General features: G+C 67.4%; 26 protein-coding genes. 22 read left to right on the forward strand and 4 right to left on the reverse strand.

What is annotated here, in order from left to right:
- Positions 1–58 precede the first annotated feature (58 nt).
- A complete protein-coding gene (locus ACFOWB_RS14545; RefSeq protein WP_261402928.1) occupies positions 59–778 on the reverse strand; it encodes a hypothetical protein in 720 nt (239 codons plus the stop codon).
- Positions 779–801: 23 nt separating this feature from the next.
- Positions 802–978, reverse strand: coding sequence for a hypothetical protein (locus ACFOWB_RS14550; protein WP_378147984.1), 177 nt, complete (start codon positions 976–978; stop codon positions 802–804).
- Between the two features lie 23 nt (positions 979–1,001).
- On the opposite strand from ACFOWB_RS14550, the gene ACFOWB_RS14555 reads away from it, so the two are divergent.
- The 3 genes from ACFOWB_RS14555 to ACFOWB_RS14565 all read left to right on the forward strand — a co-directional run bounded on the left by ACFOWB_RS14555 (position 1,002) and on the right by ACFOWB_RS14565 (position 2,675).
- Positions 1,002–1,217, forward strand: coding sequence for a hypothetical protein (locus ACFOWB_RS14555; protein ID WP_261402930.1), 216 nt, complete (start codon positions 1,002–1,004; stop codon positions 1,215–1,217).
- 6 nt (positions 1,218–1,223) lie between these two features.
- Positions 1,224–1,571, forward strand: coding sequence for a hypothetical protein (locus tag ACFOWB_RS14560; protein WP_261402931.1), 348 nt, complete (start codon positions 1,224–1,226; stop codon positions 1,569–1,571).
- A gap of 210 nt (positions 1,572–1,781) precedes the next feature.
- Complete coding sequence (locus tag ACFOWB_RS14565; RefSeq protein ID WP_261402932.1) at positions 1,782–2,675, forward strand: lipid kinase; 894 nt, start codon at positions 1,782–1,784, stop codon at positions 2,673–2,675.
- A gap of 25 nt (positions 2,676–2,700) precedes the next feature.
- Here ACFOWB_RS14565 and ACFOWB_RS14570 read toward each other — a convergent pair whose 3' ends face one another.
- Together ACFOWB_RS14570 and ACFOWB_RS14575 are read right to left on the reverse strand one after the other, a co-directional pair.
- Entirely contained in the window at positions 2,701–3,954 is a 1,254-nt protein-coding gene (locus tag ACFOWB_RS14570; protein ID WP_261402933.1) for a DUF1501 domain-containing protein, read from the reverse strand.
- Between the two features lie 8 nt (positions 3,955–3,962).
- Complete coding sequence (locus ACFOWB_RS14575; protein ID WP_261402934.1) at positions 3,963–5,294, reverse strand: DUF1800 domain-containing protein; 1,332 nt, start codon at positions 5,292–5,294, stop codon at positions 3,963–3,965.
- A gap of 402 nt (positions 5,295–5,696) precedes the next feature.
- On the opposite strand from ACFOWB_RS14575, the gene ACFOWB_RS14580 reads away from it, so the two are divergent.
- The 19 genes from ACFOWB_RS14580 (at position 5,697) to nuoN (ending at position 23,183) form a co-directional block, all read left to right on the forward strand.
- On the forward strand, positions 5,697–6,062 hold the full coding sequence (locus ACFOWB_RS14580) for an NADH-quinone oxidoreductase subunit A (protein WP_261402935.1): 366 nt from the start codon (positions 5,697–5,699) through the stop codon (positions 6,060–6,062).
- The gene (locus ACFOWB_RS14585) at positions 6,053–6,631 is read left to right on the forward strand and encodes a NuoB/complex I 20 kDa subunit family protein (protein WP_261402936.1); all 579 of its coding nucleotides are present in this window, start codon (positions 6,053–6,055) and stop codon (positions 6,629–6,631) included. The genes ACFOWB_RS14580 and ACFOWB_RS14585 overlap by 10 nt, the downstream gene beginning before the upstream one ends.
- A 10-nt stretch (positions 6,632–6,641) precedes the next feature.
- Positions 6,642–7,262, forward strand: coding sequence for an NADH-quinone oxidoreductase subunit C (locus ACFOWB_RS14590; protein WP_261402937.1), 621 nt, complete (start codon positions 6,642–6,644; stop codon positions 7,260–7,262).
- Positions 7,262–7,699 (forward strand): GFA family protein, encoded by a 438-nt coding sequence (locus tag ACFOWB_RS14595; RefSeq protein ID WP_378147990.1) that lies wholly within the window; start codon positions 7,262–7,264, stop codon positions 7,697–7,699. The genes ACFOWB_RS14590 and ACFOWB_RS14595 overlap by 1 nt, the downstream gene beginning before the upstream one ends.
- Positions 7,692–8,126 (forward strand): GFA family protein, encoded by a 435-nt coding sequence (locus ACFOWB_RS14600; protein ID WP_261402939.1) that lies wholly within the window; start codon positions 7,692–7,694, stop codon positions 8,124–8,126. The genes ACFOWB_RS14595 and ACFOWB_RS14600 overlap by 8 nt, the downstream gene beginning before the upstream one ends.
- Entirely contained in the window at positions 8,119–9,303 is a 1,185-nt protein-coding gene (locus tag ACFOWB_RS14605) for an NADH-quinone oxidoreductase subunit D (protein WP_378147992.1), read from the forward strand. The genes ACFOWB_RS14600 and ACFOWB_RS14605 overlap by 8 nt, the downstream gene beginning before the upstream one ends.
- A complete protein-coding gene (locus ACFOWB_RS14610; protein WP_261402941.1) occupies positions 9,300–10,271 on the forward strand; it encodes an FkbM family methyltransferase in 972 nt (323 codons plus the stop codon). Before ACFOWB_RS14605 ends, ACFOWB_RS14610 begins: the two co-directional genes overlap by 4 nt.
- On the forward strand, positions 10,271–11,482 hold the full coding sequence (gene nuoE, locus ACFOWB_RS14615; RefSeq protein WP_261402942.1) for an NADH-quinone oxidoreductase subunit NuoE: 1,212 nt from the start codon (positions 10,271–10,273) through the stop codon (positions 11,480–11,482). Before ACFOWB_RS14610 ends, nuoE begins: the two co-directional genes overlap by 1 nt.
- Positions 11,482–12,783, forward strand: a complete 1,302-nt coding sequence (gene nuoF / locus ACFOWB_RS14620; protein ID WP_261402943.1) for an NADH-quinone oxidoreductase subunit NuoF — start codon at positions 11,482–11,484, stop codon at positions 12,781–12,783. Before nuoE ends, nuoF begins: the two co-directional genes overlap by 1 nt.
- 5 nt (positions 12,784–12,788) lie before the next feature.
- Positions 12,789–12,998, forward strand: a complete 210-nt coding sequence (locus ACFOWB_RS14625) for a hypothetical protein (RefSeq protein WP_261402944.1) — start codon at positions 12,789–12,791, stop codon at positions 12,996–12,998.
- A 12-nt stretch (positions 12,999–13,010) separates the two neighbouring features.
- The gene (gene nuoG / locus ACFOWB_RS14630; protein ID WP_261402945.1) at positions 13,011–15,092 is read left to right on the forward strand and encodes an NADH-quinone oxidoreductase subunit NuoG; all 2,082 of its coding nucleotides are present in this window, start codon (positions 13,011–13,013) and stop codon (positions 15,090–15,092) included.
- A 6-nt stretch (positions 15,093–15,098) separates the two neighbouring features.
- Positions 15,099–16,118, forward strand: coding sequence for an NADH-quinone oxidoreductase subunit NuoH (nuoH, locus tag ACFOWB_RS14635; protein WP_261402946.1), 1,020 nt, complete (start codon positions 15,099–15,101; stop codon positions 16,116–16,118).
- Positions 16,115–16,348, forward strand: a complete 234-nt coding sequence (locus ACFOWB_RS14640) for a hypothetical protein (protein ID WP_261402947.1) — start codon at positions 16,115–16,117, stop codon at positions 16,346–16,348. The genes nuoH and ACFOWB_RS14640 overlap by 4 nt, the downstream gene beginning before the upstream one ends.
- A 51-nt stretch (positions 16,349–16,399) precedes the next feature.
- Positions 16,400–16,888 (forward strand): NADH-quinone oxidoreductase subunit NuoI, encoded by a 489-nt coding sequence (gene nuoI / locus ACFOWB_RS14645; protein ID WP_261402948.1) that lies wholly within the window; start codon positions 16,400–16,402, stop codon positions 16,886–16,888.
- 82 nt (positions 16,889–16,970) lie between these two features.
- Positions 16,971–17,603, forward strand: coding sequence for an NADH-quinone oxidoreductase subunit J (locus ACFOWB_RS14650; RefSeq protein ID WP_261402949.1), 633 nt, complete (start codon positions 16,971–16,973; stop codon positions 17,601–17,603).
- Complete coding sequence (nuoK, locus tag ACFOWB_RS14655) at positions 17,603–17,911, forward strand: NADH-quinone oxidoreductase subunit NuoK (protein ID WP_261402950.1); 309 nt, start codon at positions 17,603–17,605, stop codon at positions 17,909–17,911. Before ACFOWB_RS14650 ends, nuoK begins: the two co-directional genes overlap by 1 nt.
- 209 nt (positions 17,912–18,120) lie before the next feature.
- Positions 18,121–20,232, forward strand: a complete 2,112-nt coding sequence (nuoL, locus tag ACFOWB_RS14660; RefSeq protein WP_261402951.1) for an NADH-quinone oxidoreductase subunit L — start codon at positions 18,121–18,123, stop codon at positions 20,230–20,232.
- A gap of 3 nt (positions 20,233–20,235) precedes the next feature.
- Positions 20,236–21,750: an NADH-quinone oxidoreductase subunit M gene (locus ACFOWB_RS14665; protein ID WP_378148001.1), complete on the forward strand. Its 1,515-nt coding sequence runs from the start codon at positions 20,236–20,238 to the stop codon at positions 21,748–21,750.
- Positions 21,747–23,183 carry an NADH-quinone oxidoreductase subunit NuoN gene (gene nuoN, locus ACFOWB_RS14670; protein ID WP_261402952.1) on the forward strand — a complete coding sequence of 479 codons (1,437 nt, stop codon included), beginning with the start codon at positions 21,747–21,749 and terminating at the stop codon, positions 23,181–23,183. Before ACFOWB_RS14665 ends, nuoN begins: the two co-directional genes overlap by 4 nt.
- The last annotated feature ends 44 nt before the right edge of the window (positions 23,184–23,227 follow it).

Here is a 23,227-nt window from a genome sequence, read left to right on the forward strand (position 1 = left end):
GCCCAATCCGTCAAAGAGCCCCGCCTTGGCTTCGGCCGAGGCGGGGCTCTTTTTGCGTTTACATGGCGCGGATCTCAGCAATTGTCAGCCGCCCGGCGTGCACGAGCCGCAGGAGCTTGGCGACGGCCGCGGGGACGCTCTTGTCGGTCGCCCAACGGCGGCCGGTGCGCTCGTCGACCTTGAACAGTCTTGCCGCCTGAACGTGCGAGAGCTTCAAGCGCTTGAGGGTGTCACGATATTCTGACGACGTCATCTCGTCGGCTTCGGCGACTGAGATTTGACGCTCATAGGCCGCCCGGCTGATGGCTTCGGCTTCAGCCTCGGGCAATCCGTTGAAGATCATGAGGTCCGTCTTGTGGGCTTCGCGCCGACGCTCACGGTCTGCCGAGATCAGATCTTCGCGCCGCGGGTGCAGCAGCGCGCGCACGGCTTGGCGGGCTTGCTCCCTTTCGTCGGGGGTGGCCAGATAAACACCTCCCGTCATTTCCTCGTAGGCGACGCGGATCTCTTCCTCGGTCGCAAGCGCAGCCGAAATGGCTCCCGACTTCCAAGTCACAACCATGTGGTTTGATGTAAGGACCGTGAAATCTGGCAGGTGACGGTCGGTAAAATAGACGGTCGTGATGACGTCGTAGCTGTCGAGGTATTCACCAGAAACCGCTTGCGTGACGACTTCCTGACGTTCGATGCGGGCGATACGTGCCATCTGCGTGATCTCCTGCCGGGCTCTATTGCCCTTGCTGAAATCATCAATACCGGGCAAAATGTCCGGCGTCAACTAAATCCGGGCAAAATGTCCGGTTATTTTTCGCCGCCGCGCGCTGCTTCTTCCGCGGTGAGCCCCGCCATCTCCAGCATGTAGGCGGTCATCGCGAGCCCTGCGCGCTTGGCGCGGGCCTGTAGCTCGCGGATCGCTGCGGCGATTTCGCGGGCTTCGTCTATCGGCTCTTGTTCCATTTTCGTTCTCATGGAATCCATGTCGCTCAACCGGAGCGACGGACATGGGCGAGGCGGCCGAAACCCTCTTCGACGACGAGACGATAGCGGCCGATGAAGCGGCGGTCGACGAGGTGGTGCGCGCCGCCGGCGGCGAGCGTCAGGCGGTGCGGGCGCTGCTCGTGCAGCTCGGCGAGATGTCGGCCGCTCTCGAGGTCGCGCGATCGCGCGCCTCGCTCGGCTTCGCGCGGGGGAGGCAGCCGGCCCGGCCGGCGCGCTAGAGCGCCGTGCGGCTCGTCCAGTTCCCGTATGTCGTGGTCCGCGTGGGCTGCAATCTCTGTCACCGCGAGGGCGTCTATCGCTTGGCGCGGCTCGCCGTGCGCTGCGGCCCGAACGCGGATCTCGAGGACGTGCTCGCCGAGCTCTCCAAGAGCTGTCCCTATCGCCGCGAACCGCACGAGCGGTCGCGCAGCCAGTATGTCCCGACATGCCACGCGCATTTCGTGGACCTGCGCGAAAGGACGCCGCCCGATCTCCCGCCCGGCATGGGCGGCTTGCGGGTGATCGACGGCGGGCTGCCGGACGACGACCCGACGCCGACGCCGGCGGAGATCAGGCGGCGCGAGAGGGGCTAAACCGGGGTTCTCGGGTTCAAACTTTTCAGCATTTTAGTAGCCCTATCGCCCGGGCTATGCTTTGAAAGAACCTTGAAGTGACACTCGAATCTACCGGCCTGTCACGCCGGAGGCCGCGGGTTCGAGTCCCGTCACTCCCGCCATCTTCTTCCGTTTGCAGGCTGGACAGAGCCTCGAACGGGCCGCCAGCCGGGCGACCGTCAGACCGACATGACCCGGCGCGCCCTCCTCATCGTCAACAGCAACAGCCGAAGCGGCGCCGAGGCGCTGGGGACCGTCGTGTCGGGCCTGCGCGACCGCGGGATCGATCCGCTGCGCCTCGACGCGTCCTCGCGCGAGGACGTGTCGAGGCTGATCGTCGAGAATCGCGACGGCGCCGACATGATCGTCGCGGCGGGCGGCGACGGAACCCTCAATGCGACGCTCCGCGGCGCTCTCGAGACCGGGCTTCCTCTCGGCGTGCTGCCGGTCGGCACCGCGAACGACTTCGCCCGCACGCTCGGCCTGCCGGTCGCCCTCGAAGAGGCGATCGCGGTGGTGGCCGACGGCGCGAGCCGGCGCGTCGACGTCGGCCTCGTCAACGACCAGCCGTTTCTGAACGTCGCGAGCCTCGGGCTCAGCGTCGCGCTGGCGGGCGAGCTCTCGGGCGACCTCAAGAAGCGCTTCGGCAAGCTCGGCTACGCCATCGCTGCGGCCAAAACGCTTTCGAAGGCCAAGCCCTTCCGCGCGCGGATCGTCGCCGGCGACAGGAAGGTGAGGGCGCTCACGCTGCAGATCGCGGTCGGCAACGGCAAGTTCTACGGCGGCGGCAACCAGGTGGACGAGGCCGCGGTCGTCGACGACGGGCTGCTCGACCTCTACAGCCTCGAATTCGCCCGCGCCTGGAAGCTGGTGCTGATGCTCAAGGCCATGCGGTTCGGCCAGCACCGGGCGCTGAAGGAGATCCGCAACATGCGCGGCGCGGCCTTCGAGGTCCGCACCCGCCGCCCGCGGCCCGTCAACGCCGACGGCGAGATCGTCACCGAGACGCCGGCGCGGTTCGCGATCCTGCCGCAGGCGCTCGAGGTCTTCGTGCCGCGCGGCGGCGAAGACTACAGGGCCTGAGCCGTGACGGGCAGGCGAGGGGGCGTCACGCGCCCTTGATCAGGCCCTTCAGGGGCTTGGCCGACCCGCTGTCGGGGAACACGGTGGCGTTGACGATCGAGTCCGGCACGTCGAGGTGCTCGCGCAGCACGCCCTTGAACACCGAGCGCAGATCGATGGTGGCTTTCAGGTCGCGCTTGTCGAGCAGCTGGGTCGGCGCGAGGCCGGGCCACTTGGAGAAGATGCGCCCGCCCTTCACCGCGCCGCCCGCGAGCAGCGCCACGGTGCCGACGCCGTGGTCGGAGCCGTGGTTGCCGTTGTTGGCGACCATGCGGCCGAATTCCGTGACGATCATCACCACGGTCTGGCTCCAGGCGTCGCCGACGCTCGTGCGGAACAGCGAGAGGCCGTCGTCGAGCTCGGCGAGGCGGTCGGCGAGCTCGCCGTCGACCGCGCCCTGATCGGTGTGGGTGTCCCAGCCGTTGACCGAGAGCGTCGCGATCCGCGGCCCGACCGGGGAGGCGAGCAACCGGCCGGCGCCCAGAAAGCCCATCTGAAGGTCGGTGACGTCGTCGGGCGTCGCGCCGAGGCCTTCGGCGAAGCGCTGGGCCTCGAGGCCGCGCTCGAGATTGTCGGAGAACACCTTGTCGCGGCTCTTGTAGAGCGTGCGGATCAGGTAGAGCGTCGGGTCGGCGACGTGCTCGAGCGTGCTGGCCGACCAGCCGAGCACCGGCTCGGAGCCGCGAAGGATGAGCGGCGCGGAGCCGATCTCGATCGCGCCGCGCTGGCGCACCGGCTCGCCGGAGGGCAGGGCCCGGAGCAGGCGGTTCAGCCAGCCGGTCGGATTGGCGACGACGGCCGGCGGCATGCCGTTTTCGAGATTGTCCTGGCAGTCGAAATGCGAACGCGTCCAGAGCGGCGTCGAGGTCGCGTGCACGATCGACGCGTCGCCGGCGGCGTACATTTGCCCGAAGCTGCGCAGCGCCGGGTGCAGGCCGAAGAAGTTCGTGTGCTTCTTGTCGGCGAGCCGGATCAGCGCGTCGGGCCGGATGTAGAGCTCGCCGCGGCCTTCCACATAGACGCTGCCCTCGCCATAGGGCGGGACGGCCGCGAGCCCGTCCATGCCGCCGCGCAGCACGACGACGAGCAGGCGCGGGTCGAGCGTCGCGGCGGAGGCGAGCTTCGGCGCGCAGGCCCAGGAGAACAGGCCGGCGGTGACGCCGAGCATCGAGCGGCGGCTGAGCAGCAGCCGGGATTCCTCGCAGCCTGTGGCGAGATCGCGCCTGAGATTATCGGACATGTGGGCGCTCATCTCCGCTGGAATTCCGGCGACGCGAACAGGATGGTGAGGCCGGCGAGCTGCGACCCGCCTGCGGCCACGCGCTCGCGGGTTTGGGTCGAGAGCGCCGCGCCGAAAAGGTCGCGAGAGAGCGTCGCCGGATTGACGAAGACGCGCCGGCCGATGACCTTGGCGATCTGCTGGACCGCGTCGAGGCGGAACGCCATCGCGTTGGGCGACAGCCAGTTCGGCGTCTCGTCCGCGAAGCCTTCCGGCGAGGGCGTGTCCCAGGTCGGCTGGTTCAGCGTCGTCAGGATCCGGTCCATCACTCCCGATTCTTCGTCGAGCAGAGCGCTGCCGAGCGCGCGGAACTGCGCGACGAGCATCTCGTAGGGCGTTCGGATCTTGGCCATCGGCACCGACCATGCGGCGTCGAGCGTGAGCAGCGCCTCGGCCGTGCGCTTGAGGTCGCCGCCGCTGTCGATGAAGGCCTGGGCGATCGGGGCGATCATCTCCTCGGTCGGCTGGTCGGCCACGAAGTGACGCGCGAGCTTCGTCGCGACGCGGCGCGCGGTCGCGGGGTGGGCGGCCAGAATCGCGAAGGCGCGGTCAGCCTGCTCCATGCCGCCTTCGGGAATGGTCTCGCCGAAGAAGCGCTGCGGGCCGGGCTGGTGCCAGTCGGGTCGGAACATGAACTGGCCGGCGCTGGCGGGCGTCGCCTCGCTCGCGCGCACGATCGACCATCCGGTGAGCATCTTGGCGAGCGCCTTGACGTCGTCCTCGGTGAAATTGCCCGAGCCGACGGTGTGGAGCTCCATGAGCTCGCGCGCGAGGTTCTCGGTGTAGCTGACGCGCCGCTTCAATCCGAGCGTCGACTCCTCGCCGATCGATTCGTCGTTGTCGAGGTAGCGGATCATCGCCGGGTGACGCATCGCGTCGTGCAGCATCTGCGGGAACGAGCCGAGCGCGTTGCGGCGGATGACGTCGCGCTCGAACTGCCCAATGGTCCCGCGCAGGAGCGGCGCCTTGCGGAACGACATGGCGAAATGGTTCGCCCAGAAGATCGTCAGCCGCTCCACGAAGCCGATTTCGGGCTGGAGGTGCTTGGCGATGCGCGCCTTGTACTCCCGCAGGCGCACGTTTTCGGGGCGCGGCGTCGGCGAGGCGCCTTCGAGGCAGGCCTGCGCATAGGTCGGCAGCGAGGCGTCCTTGATCAGCGCGACGTCGGGCGAATCGAGTTCCGCCACCAGCGCGGCGGCGGGATCGTTCGCGATGCGGGCGAGGCCGCCCCGCCGGGCGCCAAGGCCGAAGCGCTGAAACGCAAGCGTGGCCTGCTGCGCCTGAAGTTTGCTGGGAGCCATTTCTGTCGCTTCGGGTCGTCCGCTTCGGAATCCCGAGCGCGCGCACGCCCGGACGCCGTAAGGATGCAGGACGCCGGTGTCGTTAGTCTTAATGGTTGAGTTGGCATTTGGCATGCCAGATGGAACGTGACTCCCGATCGATCGCGCCCGATAATCGATCCGTCGCCGCGTCGTTCACGTAAGCAGGCGTGCGGCGGCGCGTCGCGGAAAGCGGCGTCGCAATTTCCGCATTGGAATTGTTACGCTTCGACCCCGGCGCGGCTTGCGCCTTAAGTCGCACCGGTCTAAGCCTCGCCGCGACCGGGAGAAGCGCCTCGCGCAAGCCCCGATCGACCGCAATCGGAACGGCCGCGCGGCGTCCTTTTTCCGCCGCCGGCGCAGCTCCACGAGGGCAGGACGCCGATGACCGATCTCCTCGCCGACTACCTTCCACTGGTGATCTTTCTCGGAGTCGCGCTCCTGATCGGCGTCGCGCTGCTGGCCGCGCCGTTCCTCGTGGCGTACCAGAATCCGGATCCCGAGAAGCTGTCGGCCTATGAGTGCGGTTTCAACGCCTTCGACGACGCGCGCATGAAGTTCGACGTGCGCTTCTACCTCGTCGCCATCCTCTTCATCATCTTCGACCTCGAGGTCGCGTTCCTGTTCCCCTGGGCGGTCGCCTTCAAGGAAGTCGGGATCTACGGCTTCTGGTCGATGATGGCGTTCCTTGGCGTGCTGACGATCGGCTTCGTCTATGAGTGGCGCAAGGGAGCTCTGGAATGGGACTGAGCGAATCCCGCGAGACGCTTGTCGCGCCGGCTCCAAAGGGCCTCGTCGACGCCTCGGGCCGCCCTATCGGTCATGACGACCGCTTCTTCGGCGAGATGAACGCCGAGCTGTCGGACAAGGGCTTCCTCGTCACCTCGACCGAGGATCTCGTCAACTGGGCCCGCACCGGCTCGCTGATGTGGATGACGTTCGGTCTGGCGTGCTGCGCCGTCGAGATGATGCAGGTCTCGATGCCGCGCTACGACGTCGAGCGCTTCGGCTTCGCGCCGCGCGCGAGCCCGCGCCAGTCCGACGTGATGATCGTCGCCGGCACGCTGACCAACAAGATGGCCCCGGCGCTGCGCAAGGTCTACGACCAGATGCCGGAGCCGCGCTACGTCATCTCGATGGGCTCTTGCGCCAACGGCGGCGGCTACTACCACTACTCCTACGCGGTGGTGCGCGGCTGCGACCGCGTCGTTCCGATCGACGTCTACGTGCCCGGATGTCCTCCGACGGCGGAAGCGCTGCTTTACGGCGTGCTGCTTCTCCAGAAGAAGATCCGCCGCATCGGCACGATCGAGCGGTGAGGGGAGAGCGATGAGCGTAAGCCCCCACGACGTTCTCGAGGCGCTGTCGGCGCATATCGCCGGCGGCCTTGGCGACAAGCTCGGCGCCGCCAAGATCGCGTTCGGCGAGCTGACGCTGACCTGCGAGGCCGCCGACGTCATCGACGTGCTGACCTTCCTGCGCGACGACCCGGACTGCCGCTTCGTCAATTTCATCGACGTCTGCGGCGTCGACTGGCCGGCGCGCGAAAGGCGCTTCGACGTCGTCTACCACCTGCTCAGCCCCTACAAGAACGTCCGGATCCGCGTGAAGCTCGAGGCCGACGACGTCGAGCCGGTGCCTTCGGCGTTCGGCGTGTTCCCCGGCGCGCTGTGGTTCGAGCGCGAGGCCTATGACCTCTACGGCGTGCTGTTCTCGGGCCATCCGGACCTGCGGCGCCTGCTGACCGACTACGGCTTCGACGGCTATCCGCTGCGCAAGGATTTTCCGACCACGGGCTTCGTCGAAGTCCGCTGGGACGACGAGGCCAAGCGCGTGGTCTACGAGCCGGTCCGGCTCAACCAGGAATTCCGCAACTTCGATTTTCTCTCGCCGTGGGAAGGCGTCGACTACGTCCTGCCCGGCGACGAGAAGGCCAAGCAGCCAAGCTGATGGCGATGGCGGCGGGCGAGCGCATCGACGGCAGGTGTTTGTGCGGAACGGCGACGTTCCGCGCGACGCTCGCCGACGGGACGATGAGCGCCTGCCATTGTGAGATCTGCCGCCGCTGGACCAGCGGGCCGTTCCTGAGCGTCTCGGTCCGCGCCGACAGCCTCGCCTTCGACGACGAGGCGACGGTCGGCGTCTATGTGTCCTCGCGCGAGGCGGAGCGCGGCTTCTGCCGCACCTGCGGCTCGACGCTGTTCTGGCGGGCGCTCGACGGCTCGTCGGCCGACGTCTCCGCGCAGCTCGTCGAGGACCCCGGCCGGTTCGACTTCGCGACCGAGATCTATGTCGATAAGAAACCCGCGAACTACGCCTTCGCCCATGTCGGCCGCCGGATGACCGGCGCCGAATGGCGCGCGGCGAAGGGGGCGGCGCATGGCTGAGCTCGCCCAGAAATCCGGCCGGTGCCTGTGCGGCGCGGCGCGGTTCGCCGCGAAGGTGAGCCGGGACGTCGACGTCTGCCATTGCGGCATGTGCCGGCGCTGGAGCGGCGGCGTGTTCATGGCGGCCCACGCCGAGGACGTTTCGATCGAGGACGATAGCTCGATCGGCGCCTACCGGTCGTCCGACTACGGCGAGCGCGTGTTCTGCAAGACCTGCGGGTCGAGCCTGTTCTGGCGCATGCAGGACGGCTCGAGCGCCCATGTCGCGGTGTCGGCGCTCGACGACATGTCGGGGCTCGCCTTCGCGAACCAGATTTTCATCGACGAGAAGCCCTCGCTCTACGACTTCGCCAACTCCACCCGGACCATGACCGGCGCAGAGTTCGTGGCCATGGTCGAGGCGGGCCAGGAGCAGGCCGGTGGCTGAAGCCGACATCCGCAACTTCACCATCAACTTCGGGCCCCAGCATCCGGCGGCGCACGGCGTGCTGCGCCTCGTGCTGGAGCTCGACGGCGAGGTGGTGGAGCGCGTCGATCCGCATATCGGGCTGCTGCATCGCGGCACCGAGAAGCTGATCGAGACCAAGACCTACCTGCAGGCGATGCCCTATTTCGACCGGCTCGACTACGTCGCGCCGATGAACCAGGAGCACGCCTTCTGCATGGCCACCGAGCGTCTGCTCGGCGTCGAGATTCCGATCCGCGCGCAGCTCATCCGCGTGCTCTACAGCGAGATCGGCCGCATCCTCTCCCACCTCCTCAACGTCACCACGCAGGCGATGGACGTCGGCGCGCTGACGCCGCCGCTCTGGGGCTTCGAGGAGCGCGAGAAGCTCATGGTGTTCTATGAGCGCGCCTCGGGCTCGCGCATGCACGCGGCCTATTTCCGGCCGGGCGGCGTGCACCAGGATCTGCCGCCGGAGCTCGTCGAAGACATCGACCGCTGGTGCACGGATTTCTACAAGGCGCTCGCCGACATCGACGCGCTGCTGACCGAGAACCGCATCTTCAAGCAGCGCAACGTCGACATCGGCGTGGTGCCGCTCGACGAGGCCTTCGCCTGGGGCTTCTCGGGCGTGATGGTGCGCGGCTCCGGCGCGGCCTGGGATTTGCGCAAAAGCCAGCCCTACGAGTGCTACGCCGACCTCGATTTCGACGTGCCGGTGGGCAAGAACGGCGACTGCTACGACCGCTATCTCATCCGCATGGAGGAGATGCGCCAGGCGACCCACATCATGCAGCAGTGCTGCGCGCGGCTCAAAACCGAAAAGGGCCGCATCTCGACGCTGGACGGCAAGGTCGCACCGCCCAAGCGCGCCGAGATGAAGCGCTCGATGGAAGGGCTGATCCACCACTTCAAGCTCTACACCGAGGGCTATCGGGTGCCCGAGGGCGAGGTCTACGCCGCGGTCGAGGCCCCGAAGGGCGAGTTCGGCGTCTATCTGGTCTCCGACGGCACCAACAAGCCGTACCGCTGCAAGATCCGCGCGCCCGGCTTCGCGCATCTGCAGGCGATGGACCATCTGTGCCGCGGCACCATGCTGGCGGACGTCTCGGCCATTCTCGGCTCGCTCGACATCGTGTTCGGCGAGGTGGATCGGTGACGGCGCCGGCGGGCGACATCCTGATCGACAAGCGCACCGGCGCGGTCCAGGGCGCGTCCGGCCGCGAGGCGGTCGTGCTCGCCACGCTGAAGGCTGCGGCGGGCGCGCTCGCGCCGTTCGAGGACATCGGCTTTTCGCATGTCTGCAAGCTGATCCGCCCCTTCGCGACGGATCGCGCCGTGGCGTTGCGGCTGTCGGACGACACCCAGTTCCGCTTCCCCTTCGCGGACGGCTACTGGACGCCGCTCATTCTCAAGAACTACCGCTACGAGCCCGAATTGGCGGCGCTTCTGGTCGCCGTGGCCGACGTCGATTTCGTGTTCGTCGATTGCGGCGCGAACTTCGGCTACTGGTCATGCCAGGTCACGAGCCGCGCGTTCGGCGCGCATCGGGCGATCGCCATCGAGGCGGCGTCGACGAACGCCGCGCTGCTGTCGGCGAACGCCAGCCTGAACGGCGGCCGGTTTGAGGTGATCCACGCCGCGATCGGCGAGCGCGGCGGCGAGAGCGTGGCGCTGCGCGGGGCCAAGCACGAATCCTTCTCGATCGACGGCGCAAATGACGGGCCGGTTGTCGAGACCGTGACCACGCTCGCGCTCGACGACCTGCTCGACCGCCCGACCGTCGCCAACGCCAGCCACATCGTGCTGAAGCTCGACGTCGAGGGCATGGAGCAGGCGGCGATCCGGGGCGGCCGGAAGCTCTTGTCGAAGGACGCGGTCGTGATCGGCGAGGAGCACGGCAACGATCCGGGCCACGCCGTGTCGCGCTTCCTGGCGGATGACGGCTTCCGCCTGTTCTTCCACGACGCCGGCCGGTTCGTGGAGCTGACGGACCTCGTCCGCCAGCTCGACGCGTACAAGACCAATCCGCGCTGGGGCTACAACGTCTTCGCGACCAAGAGCGCGTTCTGGGCCGAACGGCTCGCGGCGGTGAAGCCGAGCGATTTGTCGAAGAGAAACACCTGATGTCCGTCCGTCGTCTCGCCGCCGAACAGCCGGCCGACTTCGCCTTCACGCAGGACAACCTGCAGTGGGCCGAACAGCAGATCGCCAAATATCCGGAGGGCCGGCAGGCCTCGGCCGTGATCCCGCTTCTGTGGAAGGCGCAGGAGCAGCATCACGGCTGGCTGCCCGAGCCCGCGATCCGGCGCATCGCCGAGATGCTCGGAATGCCGGTGATCCGCGTGATGGAGGTCGCGACCTTCTACACGATGTTCAACCTCTCGCCCGTCGGCGAGCACTTCGTGCAGCTCTGCGGCACCACCCCGTGCATGCTGCGCGGCGCGAACGCGCTGAAGGACGTTTGCCGCAAGGTGATCGGCGACGAGCGGCATGTCAGCGAGGACGGCAAGCTCTCCTGGCTCGAGGTCGAGTGCCTGGGCGCCTGCTCCAACGCGCCGATGGTGCAGATCAACTACGACTATTACGAGGATCTGACGCCCGAGAACTTCGAGACGCTGCTCGAGGATCTGCGGGCAGGGCGGCCGGTGAAGACCGGGTCGCAGACCGGCCGGTCGTGCTCGGCGCCCGAGGGCGGCGACACCTCGCTGTCGGACGAGACGCTCTATGACGGCTCGATGGTCGGCGCCTGGCGCCAGCGGTTCGAGCAGCAGGCGGCCGCCGGCGACGCCACTTTGGCCGACGCTGGCGGAAAGCCCGCGGACCAGAGCCGTCCGGAGGCGAAGGCCGCGGCCGACAAGGGCGACGCCGAGGCCGGCAAGGCGAAGGTCGAGGCCGTCGCGGCCACCGGCGCCGGCGAGCCCAAGGCGCCGTTCAGCGCGCCGACCGTCAGCGGCAAGTCCGACGACGCCCCGAAGGTTGCGGGTTTTGCGGGCCAGCCCGCGCCCGGCGCCGTCGCCGAGCCGGAGCCCGTCTCCGACGAGGCCAAGCCCGAGCTTCTGACCGCCCCGCGCGAGGGCAAGGGCGACGACCTCAAGATGATCTGGGGCGTCGGGCCGAAGCTCGAGGCGATGCTCCATTCCATGGGCGTGTTCCACTTCGACCAGATCGCCGCCTGGACCGACGACAACCTTCGCTGGGTCGACCAGAACCTCGGCAGCTTCAAGGGCCGCGCGGTGCGCGAGCGCTGGATCGTCCAGGGCAAGGTGCTGGCCGAGGGCGGCTCCGAGCAGGACGCCGAAGACGCCGCCCGACGCGACCGCGGGGAGACCGTGTGATGCTTCACGATCGCGACCGGATCTTCACCAACCTCAACGGCCGCCACGGCGCCGACCTGCAGTCGTCGCTCAAGCGCGGCGCGTGGGACGGCACCAAGTTCCTGCTCGAACAGGGCAAGGACTGGATCATCACCGAGATGAAGGCCTCGGGCTTGCGCGGCCGCGGCGGCGCGGGCTTCCCGACGGGCCTCAAGTGGTCGTTCATGCCCAAGCCCCAGGAGGGCCGGCCGCACTATCTCGTGGTCAACGCCGACGAGTCCGAGCCGGGCACCTGCAAGGACCGGGAGATCATGCGGAACGACCCGCATCTCCTGATCGAAGGCTGCATGATCGCGTCCTTCGCGATGCACGCCAACGCCTGCTACGTCTATCTGCGCGGCGAATACGTCCGCGAGAAGGAGGCGCTGCAGCGCGCCGTCGACGAGGCCTATGCGGCGAACCTCGTGGGCAAGAACAACGTCCACGGCTATCCGTTCGACATCTACGTCCATCACGGCGCGGGCGCGTATATCTGCGGTGAGGAGACCGCGCTGCTCGAGAGCCTCGAGGGCAAGAAGGGCATGCCGCGCCTCAAGCCCCCGTTCCCGGCGAACATGGGCCTCTACGGCTGCCCGACGACGGTCAACAACGTCGAGTCGATCGCGGTCGCGGGCACGATCCTGCGCCGCGGCGGCGGGTGGTTCGCCGGTCTCGGCAAGCCCAACAACACCGGCACCAAGCTGTTCTCGATCTCGGGCCACGTGAACCGGCCGTGCAACGTCGAGGAGGAGATGGGGATCACGTTCCGCGAGCTCGTCGAGAAGCATTGCGGCGGCGTGCGCGGCGGCTGGGACAACCTGATGGCGGTCATTCCGGGCGGCTCGTCCGTGCCGCTGCTGCCCGAGCACCAGTGCCAGGACCTGTCGATGGATTTCGACACGCTCCGGAATCTCAAGTCCGGCCTCGGCACCGCGGCCGTGATCGTGATGGACAAGTCGACCGACGTCATTCGCGCGATCGCCCGCCTGTCGTACTTCTACAAGCACGAGAGCTGCGGCCAGTGCACGCCGTGCCGCGAGGGCACGGGCTGGATGTGGCGCGTCGTGAGCCGCATGGCGGAGGGCCGCGCGGAAAAGCGCGAGATCGACATGCTGCTCGAGGTCACGACCCAGGTCGAAGGCCATACGATCTGCGCGCTCGGCGACGCCGCGGCGTGGCCGGTGCAGGGCCTGATCCGGCATTACCGCCATGTGATCGAGCAGCGCATCGACGACTACACGGCGCGCTCGACGCCGGCCGACCACCTCGTGGCGGCGGAGTGATCGAGATGGCCGACGAGCCCGACAACATGGTTCTCATCTTGCTCCGCAAGATGGATGAGAAGATCGACCGTCTGTCCGACGACGTGAAGGACATGAAGGTGAGAATGATCAATGTCGACGAAGGGCTGGCGGGCGTGAACCGCCGGCTGGACCGAATTGAGGCTCGTGTCGACCGCGTTGAGCGGCGGCTTGAGCTTTCCGATGCGACGCACTGACCGGAGCCGACCATGACCAAGATCATCGTCGACGGCGCCGAGGTCGACGTCCCGGCCGAGTACACGATCCTGCAGGCCTGCGAGGCCGCGGGCGCCGAGATTCCGCGCTTCTGCTACCACGAGCGGCTGTCGATCGCGGGCAACTGCCGCATGTGCCTCGTCGAGGTGAAGGGTGGGCCGCCCAAGCCCGTCGCGTCCTGCGCCATGGGCGTGCGCGACCTCCGGCCGGGGCCGGAAGGCCAGCCGCCGGTCGTCTTCACCAAGTCGCCGATGGTGAAGAAGGCGCGCGAGGGGGTGATGGAGTTCCTCCTCATCAACCACCCGCTCGACTGCCCGATCTGCGACCAAGGCGGCGAATGCGACCTGCAGGACCAGGCGATGGCCTATGGCGTCTCGGGCTCGCGCTTCGCCGAGAACAAGCGGGCGGTCGAGGACAAGTACATCGGCCCGCTGGTCAAGACGATCATGACCCGGTGCATCCACTGCACCCGCTGCGTGCGCTTCGTCGCCGAAGTCGCCGGCGTGTCCGAGATGGGCGCGATCGGCCGCGGCGAGGACATGGAGATCACGACCTATCTCGAGCACGCGATGACGTCGGAGCTCCAGGGCAACGTCATCGACCTCTGCCCGGTCGGCGCGCTCACCTCGCGTCCCTACGAATTCAAGGCGCGCTCCTGGGAGCTGTCGAAGACCGAGTCCGTCGACGTCATGGATGCGCTGGGCTCCGCGATCCGCGTCGACGCCCGCGGCCGCGAGGTCATGCGCATCCTGCCGCGCATGAACGAGGACGTGAACGAGGAGTGGATCTCCGACAAGACCCGCTTCATTTGGGACGGCCTCAAGACGCAGCGGCTCGACCGGCCTTACGTGCGCGAGGGCGGTCGCCTTCGCCCTGCGACCTGGGCTGAGGCCTTCGAGGCGATCGCCGCCAAGGCCAAGGCGACCTCGCCCGAGCGCGTCGGCGCGATCGCGGGCGATCTTTCGACGGCCGAAGAGCTCTTCGCGCTGAAGGATCTGATGGGTCGGCTCGGCGTCGCCAATCTCGACGCGCGCCAGGACGGCTCGGTCTCGCATCCCTCGAACGGGCGCGCCTCCTATCTCTTCAACGCCGCCATCGCGGGCGTCGAGGAGGCGGATGCGATCCTGCTGATCGGGACCAATCCGCGCCTCGAGGCCCCGGTGCTCAACGCCCGCATCCGCAAGCGCTGGCGCCATGGCGGCGTGAAGATCGCGCTCGTGGGCGAGCGCGCCGACCTCACCTACGGCGTCGATCACGTCGGCGCCGGGACCGACAGCCTGACGGAGCTCGTCGAGGGCAAGCACTCCTTCGCCAAGGTCCTGTCCGAGGCGAAGCGGCCGCTGGTCATCGTCGGCGCCGGCGCGCTTGCGCGGGCCGACGGGCTCGCGATCCTGTCCGCCGCGGCGAAGCTCGCCAAAGGGAGCGGCGAGGGCGCGGACGGCTGGAACGGTCTCTCGGTGCTCCACTCCGCCGCCTCGCGCGTCGCCGCGCTCGACCTCGGCGTCGTTCCGGGCGAGGGCGGCAAGACCGCGGCCGAGATGGCCGCCGCCGGCGCGCTCGACCTCGTGTTCCTGCTGGGCGCCGACGAGATCGACGTCGCGCCGGGCGCCTTCGCGGTCTATGTCGGCAGCCATGGCGACCGCGGCGCGCACCGCGCCGACGTCATCCTGCCGGGCGCGGCCTACACCGAGAAGTCGGGCGTCTACGTCAACACCGAAGGCCGCCCGCAGATGGCCAATCGCGCCGCCTTCCCGCCCGGCGAGGCGCGGGAGGACTGGGCGATCCTGCGGGCGCTCTCCGAGCGGCTCGGACACAAGCTGCCTTATGACTCGCTGCCGCAGCTTCGCGCCGCGATGTTTGCCAAGGCTCCGCATCTTGCCGCGCTCGACCAGATCGCGGCAGGTTCCGCCGCCGACCTCGACGCGCTTGCAGGCCTCGGCGGCTCGTTCTCGGGCGAGGCCTTCGTGAACGCCGTCCAGGATTTCTATCTGACCAACCCGATCGCCCGCGCCTCGGCCGTCATGGCCGAGATGAGCGCGCTGCGGCGCGGCGCGGTCGCGCAGGCGGCGGAGTAAGGGCGCATGGACATCTTCCTCAACGTCCTGCTGATCCTGATCCAGAGCATCGCGCTGCTCGTCGCGCTTCTGGTGTTCATCGCCTACATCCTGCTCGCCGACCGCAAGGTCTGGGCGGCGGTGCAGCTGCGTCGCGGCCCGAACGTCGTCGGTCCCTTCGGCCTGTTCCAGAGCTTCGCGGACCTGCTCAAGTTCGTTCTGAAGGAGCCTGTGGTTCCCTCGAGCGCGAACAAGGGCGTGTTCCTGCTCGCCCCGCTCGTCACCTGCTTCCTGGCGCTCGCGGCCTGGGCCGTGATCCCGATCGCGGACGGCTGGGCGATCGCCGACATCAATGTCGGCATCCTTTACGTGTTCGCGATCTCCTCGCTCGGCGTCTACGGCGTCATCATGGGCGGCTGGGCGTCGAACTCGAAGTACCCCTTCCTCGGCGCGCTGCGCTCGGCGGCCCAGATGGTCTCCTACGAAGTCTCGATCGGCTTCGTGATCATCACGGTGCTGCTGGTCGTCGGATCGCTCAACCTCTCCGACATCGTCCGCGCGCAGGACACCGCCGCCGGGATCTTCGGCTGGTACTGGCTGCCGCTGTTCCCGATGTTCGTGGTGTTCTTCATCTCCGCGCTCGCCGAGACCAACCGCCCGCCCTTCGATCTTCCGGAAGCGGAGTCGGAGCTCGTCGCGGGCTTCATGACCGAATACGCCTCGACGCCGTACCTGCTGTTCATGCTCGGCGAGTACGTGGCCATCATGACCATGTGCGCGCTGACCACGATCCTGTTCATGGGCGGCTGGCTTTCCCCGATCCCGTTCGCGCCCTTCACCTGGATCCCGGGCGTGATCTGGTTCGTGGCCAAGATGTGCCTGGTCTTCTTCATGTTCGCCATGGTGAAGGCCTTCGTGCCCCGCTACCGCTACGACCAGCTCATGCGGCTCGGCTGGAAGGTGTTCCTGCCGATCTCGCTGGTGATGGTGGTGGTCGTGGCCGCGGTTCTGCAGTTCACGGGCTGGGCGGGGCAGGGCGTCGGGTGACGCCCGGCGTCTGGGGCGCCGTTTTCGGCGCGCTCGCCGGATTGGCGATCGGGGTCGTCGGGGCGAAGGCGCTCAACGCCGGGCTCGACGGGCAGATCGCGCGGGCGTCCGAAGAGGACGCCAGGAAATTCACGACGATCCGCCGGCTCGCCGGTCCGGTCGTCATCGCGACGACGATCGTGGAGGTCGCCGTCGTGGGCTACGTCGCCGCTGAGGTTCTCTGGGGCTAGGGCCCGGCTTGTCGCCGGGCGCCGACGCCCCCAAAACGAAGGTCTTTCGGCATGCGCCTCGACCAGGCCGCCAAGTCGCTGTTCCTGAAGGAGTTCGTATCGGCGTTCTTTCTGTCGATGCGCTATTTCTTCCGTCCCAAGGCGACCATCAACTATCCGTTCGAGAAGGGCGCGATCTCGCCGCGTTTCCGTGGCGAGCACGTGCTGCGTCGCTATCCGAACGGCGAGGAGCGCTGCATCGCCTGCAAGCTCTGCGAGGCGATCTGCCCGGCGCAGGCCATCACCATCGAGGCGGGCCCGCGCCGCAACGACGGCACGCGGCGCACCACGCGCTACGACATCGACATGGTGAAGTGCATCTATTGCGGCTTCTGCCAGGAGGCCTGCCCGGTCGACGCGATTGTGGAAGGACCGAACTTCGAGTTCGCGACCGAGACCCGCGAGGAGCTCTACTACGACAAGGAGCGCCTGCTCGCGAACGGCGACCGCTGGGAGCGCGAGATCGCGCGCCGCATCGCGCTCGACGCGCCGTATCGGTGAGCCGGATGAGCGCCTCGAAGGCTTTACGACTCCCCGCCCACGCCGTACTCACCCCCCGCGCCCCCGGCCGGAGGACCGCCGCATGATCCTGCCATCGCTGTTCTTCTACCTGTTCGCGAGCGTGACCGTCGCCTCGGCGCTGATGGTCATCTCCTCGAAGAACCCCGTGCATTCGGTGCTCTTCCTGATCCTCGCCTTCGTGAACGCGGCCGGCCTCTTCATGCTGATGGGCGCGGAGTTCCTCGCGATGATCCTGATCGTGGTCTATGTCGGCGCGGTCGCGGTGCTGTTCATGTTCGTGACCATGATGCTCGACGTCGACTTCGCGGAGCTGCGCGACGGCTTCCTGCAGTATCTGCCGGTGGGCGTGCTGGTCGGGCTGGTGATGCTCTGCGAGCTCGTCTTCGTGCTGGGCGCCTGGGGCGCGGCCGGCTCGATGGCGAAGACCGTGGCCAAAGCCCCGATCCCGACCGACGTCACCAACGCCGAAGCGCTCGGCCGCGTGCTCTACACCGACCACGTCCTGCTGTTCCAGGCGGCCGGCCTCGTGCTCCTCACCGCGATGGTCGGCGCGATCGTGCTGACGCTGCGCGAGCGCCGCGCCGGCGTGAAGCGCCAGGACATCGCGACCCAGGTGGCGCGCGGCCCCGCGACCGCGATCGAGGTCGTGAAGGTCAAGCCGGGACAGGGCCTTGGCGAGCGAGGAGCCTCCTGATGATCGTCGGGCTCGAACATTACCTCGTCGTCGCCGCGATCCTGTTCACGATCGGCGTCTTCGGCATCTTCCTGAACCGGAAGAACGTCATCGTCATCCTGATGTCGGTCGAGCTCATCCTGCTCGCCGTGAACATCAACCTCGTGGCGTTCTCGACCCATATCGGCGACCTCAAGGGCCAGGTCTTCGCGCTGTTCGTGCTGACGGTGGCGGCGGCGGAAGCCGCGATCGGCCTTGCGATCCTCGTCGTCTACTTCCGGAACCGCGGCACCATCGCGGTCGAGGACATCAACCGGATGAAGGGCTGAACCGTGATCGGGGCGACCGCTTTGCATCGGCGGACTGCGTGCTTCGAGACGGCGGCCCGGAGCCGCCTCCTCAGCATGAGGACCGTTGGTTTCCTGGCATCCTCAAAGGGTCCTCATGCTGAGGAGGCGGCTCCGGGCCGCCGTCTCGAAGCACGCAGCTCCTTTGCTCCAAGTCGTCCGGCTCCGAGCGACGCAGCGGGAGCGAACTGATGTATCATCTCATCGTCTTTCTCCCGCTGCTCGGCGCGCTCATCGCCGGCGCGATCGCTCTGATCGGGGCGCGCAAGCGCCATCCCGGCGCGGTCGGTCCCGTCGACGCGTTCCACGAGGCGCACGGCCACGGCCATGACGGCCACGACTCGCACTCGCCTCATGACGCGCATGGCCACGACGATCATGCGCATGGCGATCACGGCCACGACGACCATCACGACCATGGCCCGGTCGAGCCCGCCGCCTGGGGCTCGCGTCCTGCGGAGATCGTCACCACCAGCTTCCTGATGATCTCGGCGCTGCTCTCCTGGGTCGCGTTCATCGACGTCGCCTGGGGCGGCGCCGCTGCGCATATCGAGGTGATGCGCTGGGTCACGGCCGGCTCGCTCCATCTCGACTGGGCGTTCCGCATCGACACGCTGACAGCCGTCATGCTCGTCGTCGTGAATTCGGTCTCGGCGCTCGTGCACCTCTATTCGACCGGCTACATGCACGAGGATCCGCATCGGCCGCGGTTCTTCGCCTATCTCTCGCTCTTCACCTTCGCCATGCTGATGCTGGTGACGTCCGACAACCTCGTGCAGCTGTTCTTCGGCTGGGAGGGCGTGGGCCTCGCGAGCTACCTGCTGATCGGCTTCTGGTACAAGAAGCCCTCGGCCTGCGCCGCCGCCATCAAGGCCTTCGTGGTCAACCGCGTCGGCGACTTCGGCTTCGCGCTCGGCATCTTCGCGACCTTCGTGGTGTTCGGCTCAGTCGAGTTCGAGACGATTTTCGCCGCGGCCCCCGGCGCAGCCGACAAGACCATCAACTTCCTCGGCCACGACTGGCACGCCATGACGGTGATCTGCCTGTTGCTCTTCATGGGCGCGATGGGCAAGTCAGCGCAGCTCGGCCTGCACACCTGGCTGCCGGACGCGATGGAGGGCCCGACGCCGGTCTCCGCGCTCATCCACGCCGCCACCATGGTGACGGCCGGCATCGTGCTCGTGGCGCGCATGTCGCCGCTGTTCGAACACGCGCCGGACGCGCTCGCGGTGGTGACGGTGGTCGGCGGACTGACCGCCATCTTCGCCGCGACCGTCGGTCTCGTGCAGAACGACATCAAGCGCGTCATCGCCTATTCGACCTGTTCGCAGCTCGGCTACATGTTCGTCGCGCTCGGCGTCGGCGGCTACGGGATCGCGGTGTTCCACCTGTTCACGCACGCCTTCTTCAAGGCGCTGCTGTTCCTGGGCTCCGGCTCGGTCATCCACGCGATGCATCACGAGCAGGACATGCGGAAGATGGGCGGCCTGCGCCGCCTCATCCCGACCACCTACTGGATGATGGTGATCGGCACGCTCGCGCTCACCGGCTTCCCGTTCACCGCCGGCTACTATTCGAAGGACGCGGTGATCGAGGCGGCCTATGCGGCCCACAGCGGGCCGGCGATGTTCGCCTTCACACTGACCGTGCTCGCGGCTCTGCTGACCTCGTTCTACTCCTGGCGCCTGATCTTCATGACGTTCCACGGAGCGCCAAGGGCTTCGCTCGAGACCATGAGCCACGTCCACGAGAGCCCGAAGGTCATGATCCTGCCGCTGCTGATCCTGAGCGTCGGGGCGCTGTTCGCGGGCGTCGTGTTCTCGGGCTCCTTCATCGGCCATTCCGAGGAGCGGTTCTGGGGCGAGGCGATCTTCCGGGGCGAGCACAACGAGATCATCCACCACATGCACGAGGTGCCGAAGTGGGTGGTGTGGTCGCCGTTCGTGATGATGGTGATCGGCTTCGCGGTCTCGTGGCTGTTCTACGTCAAGCGCCCGGACCTGCCGGTGCGGCTCGCCAAGCAGCAGCAGCTGATCTACCAGTTCCTGCTCAACAAGTGGTACTTCGACGAGCTCTACGACCTGATCTTCACGCGCCCCGCCAAGTGGATCGGCCGCTTCCTGTGGAAGCAGGGCGACGGTCGGGTCATCGACGGCATGGGGCCTGACGGCATCTCGGCGCGGGTGATCGACGTCACCAACCAGGTGGTGAAGCTCCAGACCGGGTACCTCTACCATTACGCCTTCGCGATGCTGATCGGCGTCGCCGCGATGTTCACCTGGTTCATGGTCGGGGGGCATTGATCCGTGACTGACTGGCCGATCCTTTCGCTCCTGACCTTCCTGCCGCTCGTCGGCGTGTTCTTCCTGCTGATGATCCGCGGGACCGACGACGCCTCGCTCGGCAACATTCGCCACGTCGCGCTCTGGACGACGGTGGTGAACTTCATCGTCTCCTGCGTGCTGTGGGCGAAGTTCGACTTCAACGCCGCCGGCTTCCAGTTCGTCGAGCAGGCCGATTGGCTGGGCGGCGCGATCACCTACAAGATGGGCGTCGACGGCATCTCGACCCCGTTCGTGATCCTGACCGCCTTCCTGATGCCGTTCTGCATCTTGGCGTCGTGGCGCTCCATCACCCACCGGGTGAAGGAGTACATGATCGCGTTCCTGGTGCTCGAGACGCTGATGATCGGCGTCTTCTGTGCGCTCGACCTCGTGCTGTTCTACCTGCTGTTCGAGGCGGGCCTGATCCCGATGTTCCTCATCATCGGCATCTGGGGCGGCAAGCGGCGCGTCTATGCGAGCTTCAAGTTCTTCCTCTACACGCTGCTCGGCTCGCTGCTGATGCTTGTCGGCATCCTCGCGATGTACGGCTACGCCGGCACGACCGACATCCAGCACATCCTGACCCAGACCAAGTTCCCGGCCGAGATGCAGACCTGGCTGTGGCTCGGCTTCTTCGCCTCTTTCGCGGTGAAGATGCCGATGTGGCCTGTCCACACCTGGCTGCCCGACGCCCATGTCGAGGCGCCGACCGCGGGCTCGGTGATCCTGGCCGGCATCCTGCTGAAGATGGGCGGCTACGGCTTCCTGCGCTTCTCGCTGCCGATGTTCCCGCTCGCGAGCGAATATTTCGCTCCGATGGTGTTCGCGCTTTCGGTGGTGGCGATCATCTACACCTCGCTGGTCGCGCTGATGCAGGAGGACATCAAGAAGCTGATCGCCTATTCGTCCGTCGCCCATATGGGCTTCGTGACGATGGGGATCTTCACCCTGAACCCGCAAGGCGTGCAGGGCGCGGTGTTCCAGATGGTCAGCCACGGCATCGTGTCGGGCGCGCTGTTCCTGTGCGTGGGCGTGGTCTACGACCGCATGCACACCCGCGAGATCAAGGCCTTCGGCGGGCTCGTCAACGTCATGCCCTGGTACGCCTTCGCGTTCCTGGTGTTCACGATGGCGAACGTCGGCCTGCCGGGCACCTCGGGCTTCGTGGGCGAGTTCCTGACGCTGATGGGCGCCTTCGGGGCCAACACCTGGGTGGCGTTCTTCGCCACCACCGGCGTCGTCCTGTCGGCGGCCTATGCGCTGTGGCTCTACCGCCGCGTGGTGTTCGGCGAGATAACCAAGCCGGAACTTCACGGCATCGCGGATCTGAACCGCCGCGAGATCGTGCTGCTCGCGCCGCTGGTGATCCTGACCGTGCTGTTCGGCGTGTGGCCGGCCCCGATCCTCGACATGTCCGCGGCCTCGGTCGACGGCATTCTCTCCTCCGCCCAGGCCGCAATCGACGCGGCCGGCAAGACCGCCGAGGCCGTGAAGTGACGGACGCCCTTCCTCATTTCGCCCTCGCGCTGCCCGAGATCGCGCTTGCGGTCGGCGCGCTGACGCTGATCCTCATCGGCGCGATCGTCGGCGACAAGGCGACCTCGCTGATCAACGGCCTCGCGGTCGCGCTGATCGCGCTGGCTGGCGTGCTCGTCGCCGTCGCGCCGGTCGACCACGGCCCGTCGTTCGGCGGCGGCTTCACCGCCGACGCCTTCGCGCGCTTCATGAAGATCCTCGCCTATGTGGCCGCGGTCGCTGCGCTTTCCTTGTCATTTGACTACATGCGCCGCGAGAAGTTCGCGCGCTACGAATACGCCGTGCTGGTCGTGCTCTCCACGCTCGGCATGTCGCTGATGATCTCCGCGAGCGACCTCATCTCGCTCTATCTCGGCCTCGAGCTGCAGAGCCTGGCGCTCTACGTCATCGCCGCGATCCACCGCGACGACATCCGCTCGACGGAAGCGGGCCTGAAGTACTTCGTGCTCGGCGCGCTGTCGTCCGGCATGCTGCTTTATGGCGCGTCGCTGGTCTACGGCACCACTGGCGCGGTGGGCTTCGCCGACATCGCGGCGGCGCTGAAAGACGGCCACGCCTCGCTCGGCCTCGTCTTCGGCATCGTGTTCCTGCTCGCAGGCTTCGCGTTCAAGATCTCGGCGGTCCCGTTCCACATGTGGACGCCCGACGTCTATGAGGGCGCGCCGACGCCGATCACCGCCTTCTTCGCCTCCGCGGCCAAGGTTGCGGCGGTCGCGATGTTCGTGCGCGTGGTGACCGAGGCGTTCCCGACCGTCACGCAGGAATGGCGGCAGGTCGTCGTTTTCGTCGCAATCGCCTCCATGGCGCTCGGCGCCTTCGCGGCCATCGGCCAGCGCAACCTCAAGCGCCTGATGGCCTACTCCTCCATCGGCCATATGGGCTACGTGCTGGTGGGCCTGGCGGCCGGAACGCCCGAGGGCGTGCGCGGCGTCGCGGTCTATTCCGCAATCTACGTCGCGATGACGCTCGGCGCCTTCGCCTGCATCCTGTCGATGCGGGTCGGCGACAAATACGTGGAGTCGATCGACGACCTCGCGGGTCTCTCGCGCACCAAGCCCGCCATGGCGTTCGTGCTGGCCATGATCCTGTTCTCGCTTGCGGGCATTCCGCCGCTCGCGGGCTTCTTCGCGAAGTTCTACGTGTTCTACGCCGCGGTGAACGCCGGGCTCTACCCGCTCGCCGTGATCGGCTTCGTTTTGAGCGTGGTGGGCGCTTTCTACTACCTGCGAATCGTCAAGATAATCTATTTCGACGAGCCAACGGTTGAGTTCGCCCCTATGACGGGGGCGGCGAAGGTCGTACTGACGCTCGCGGGCGGCTTCACGCTGCTCTATTTCATCTATCCTGCTCCGCTCACCGCCGCCGCGGCGACGGCGGCGCAGTCGCTGTTCTGAGGACCGGTTTTGGAGCTTTCGATCGCGAGACGCACGTCCGCCCC

The organism is Chenggangzhangella methanolivorans (assembly GCF_042648545.1).
Lineage (GTDB): Bacteria > Pseudomonadota > Alphaproteobacteria > Rhizobiales > Methylopilaceae > Methylopila > Methylopila methanolivorans.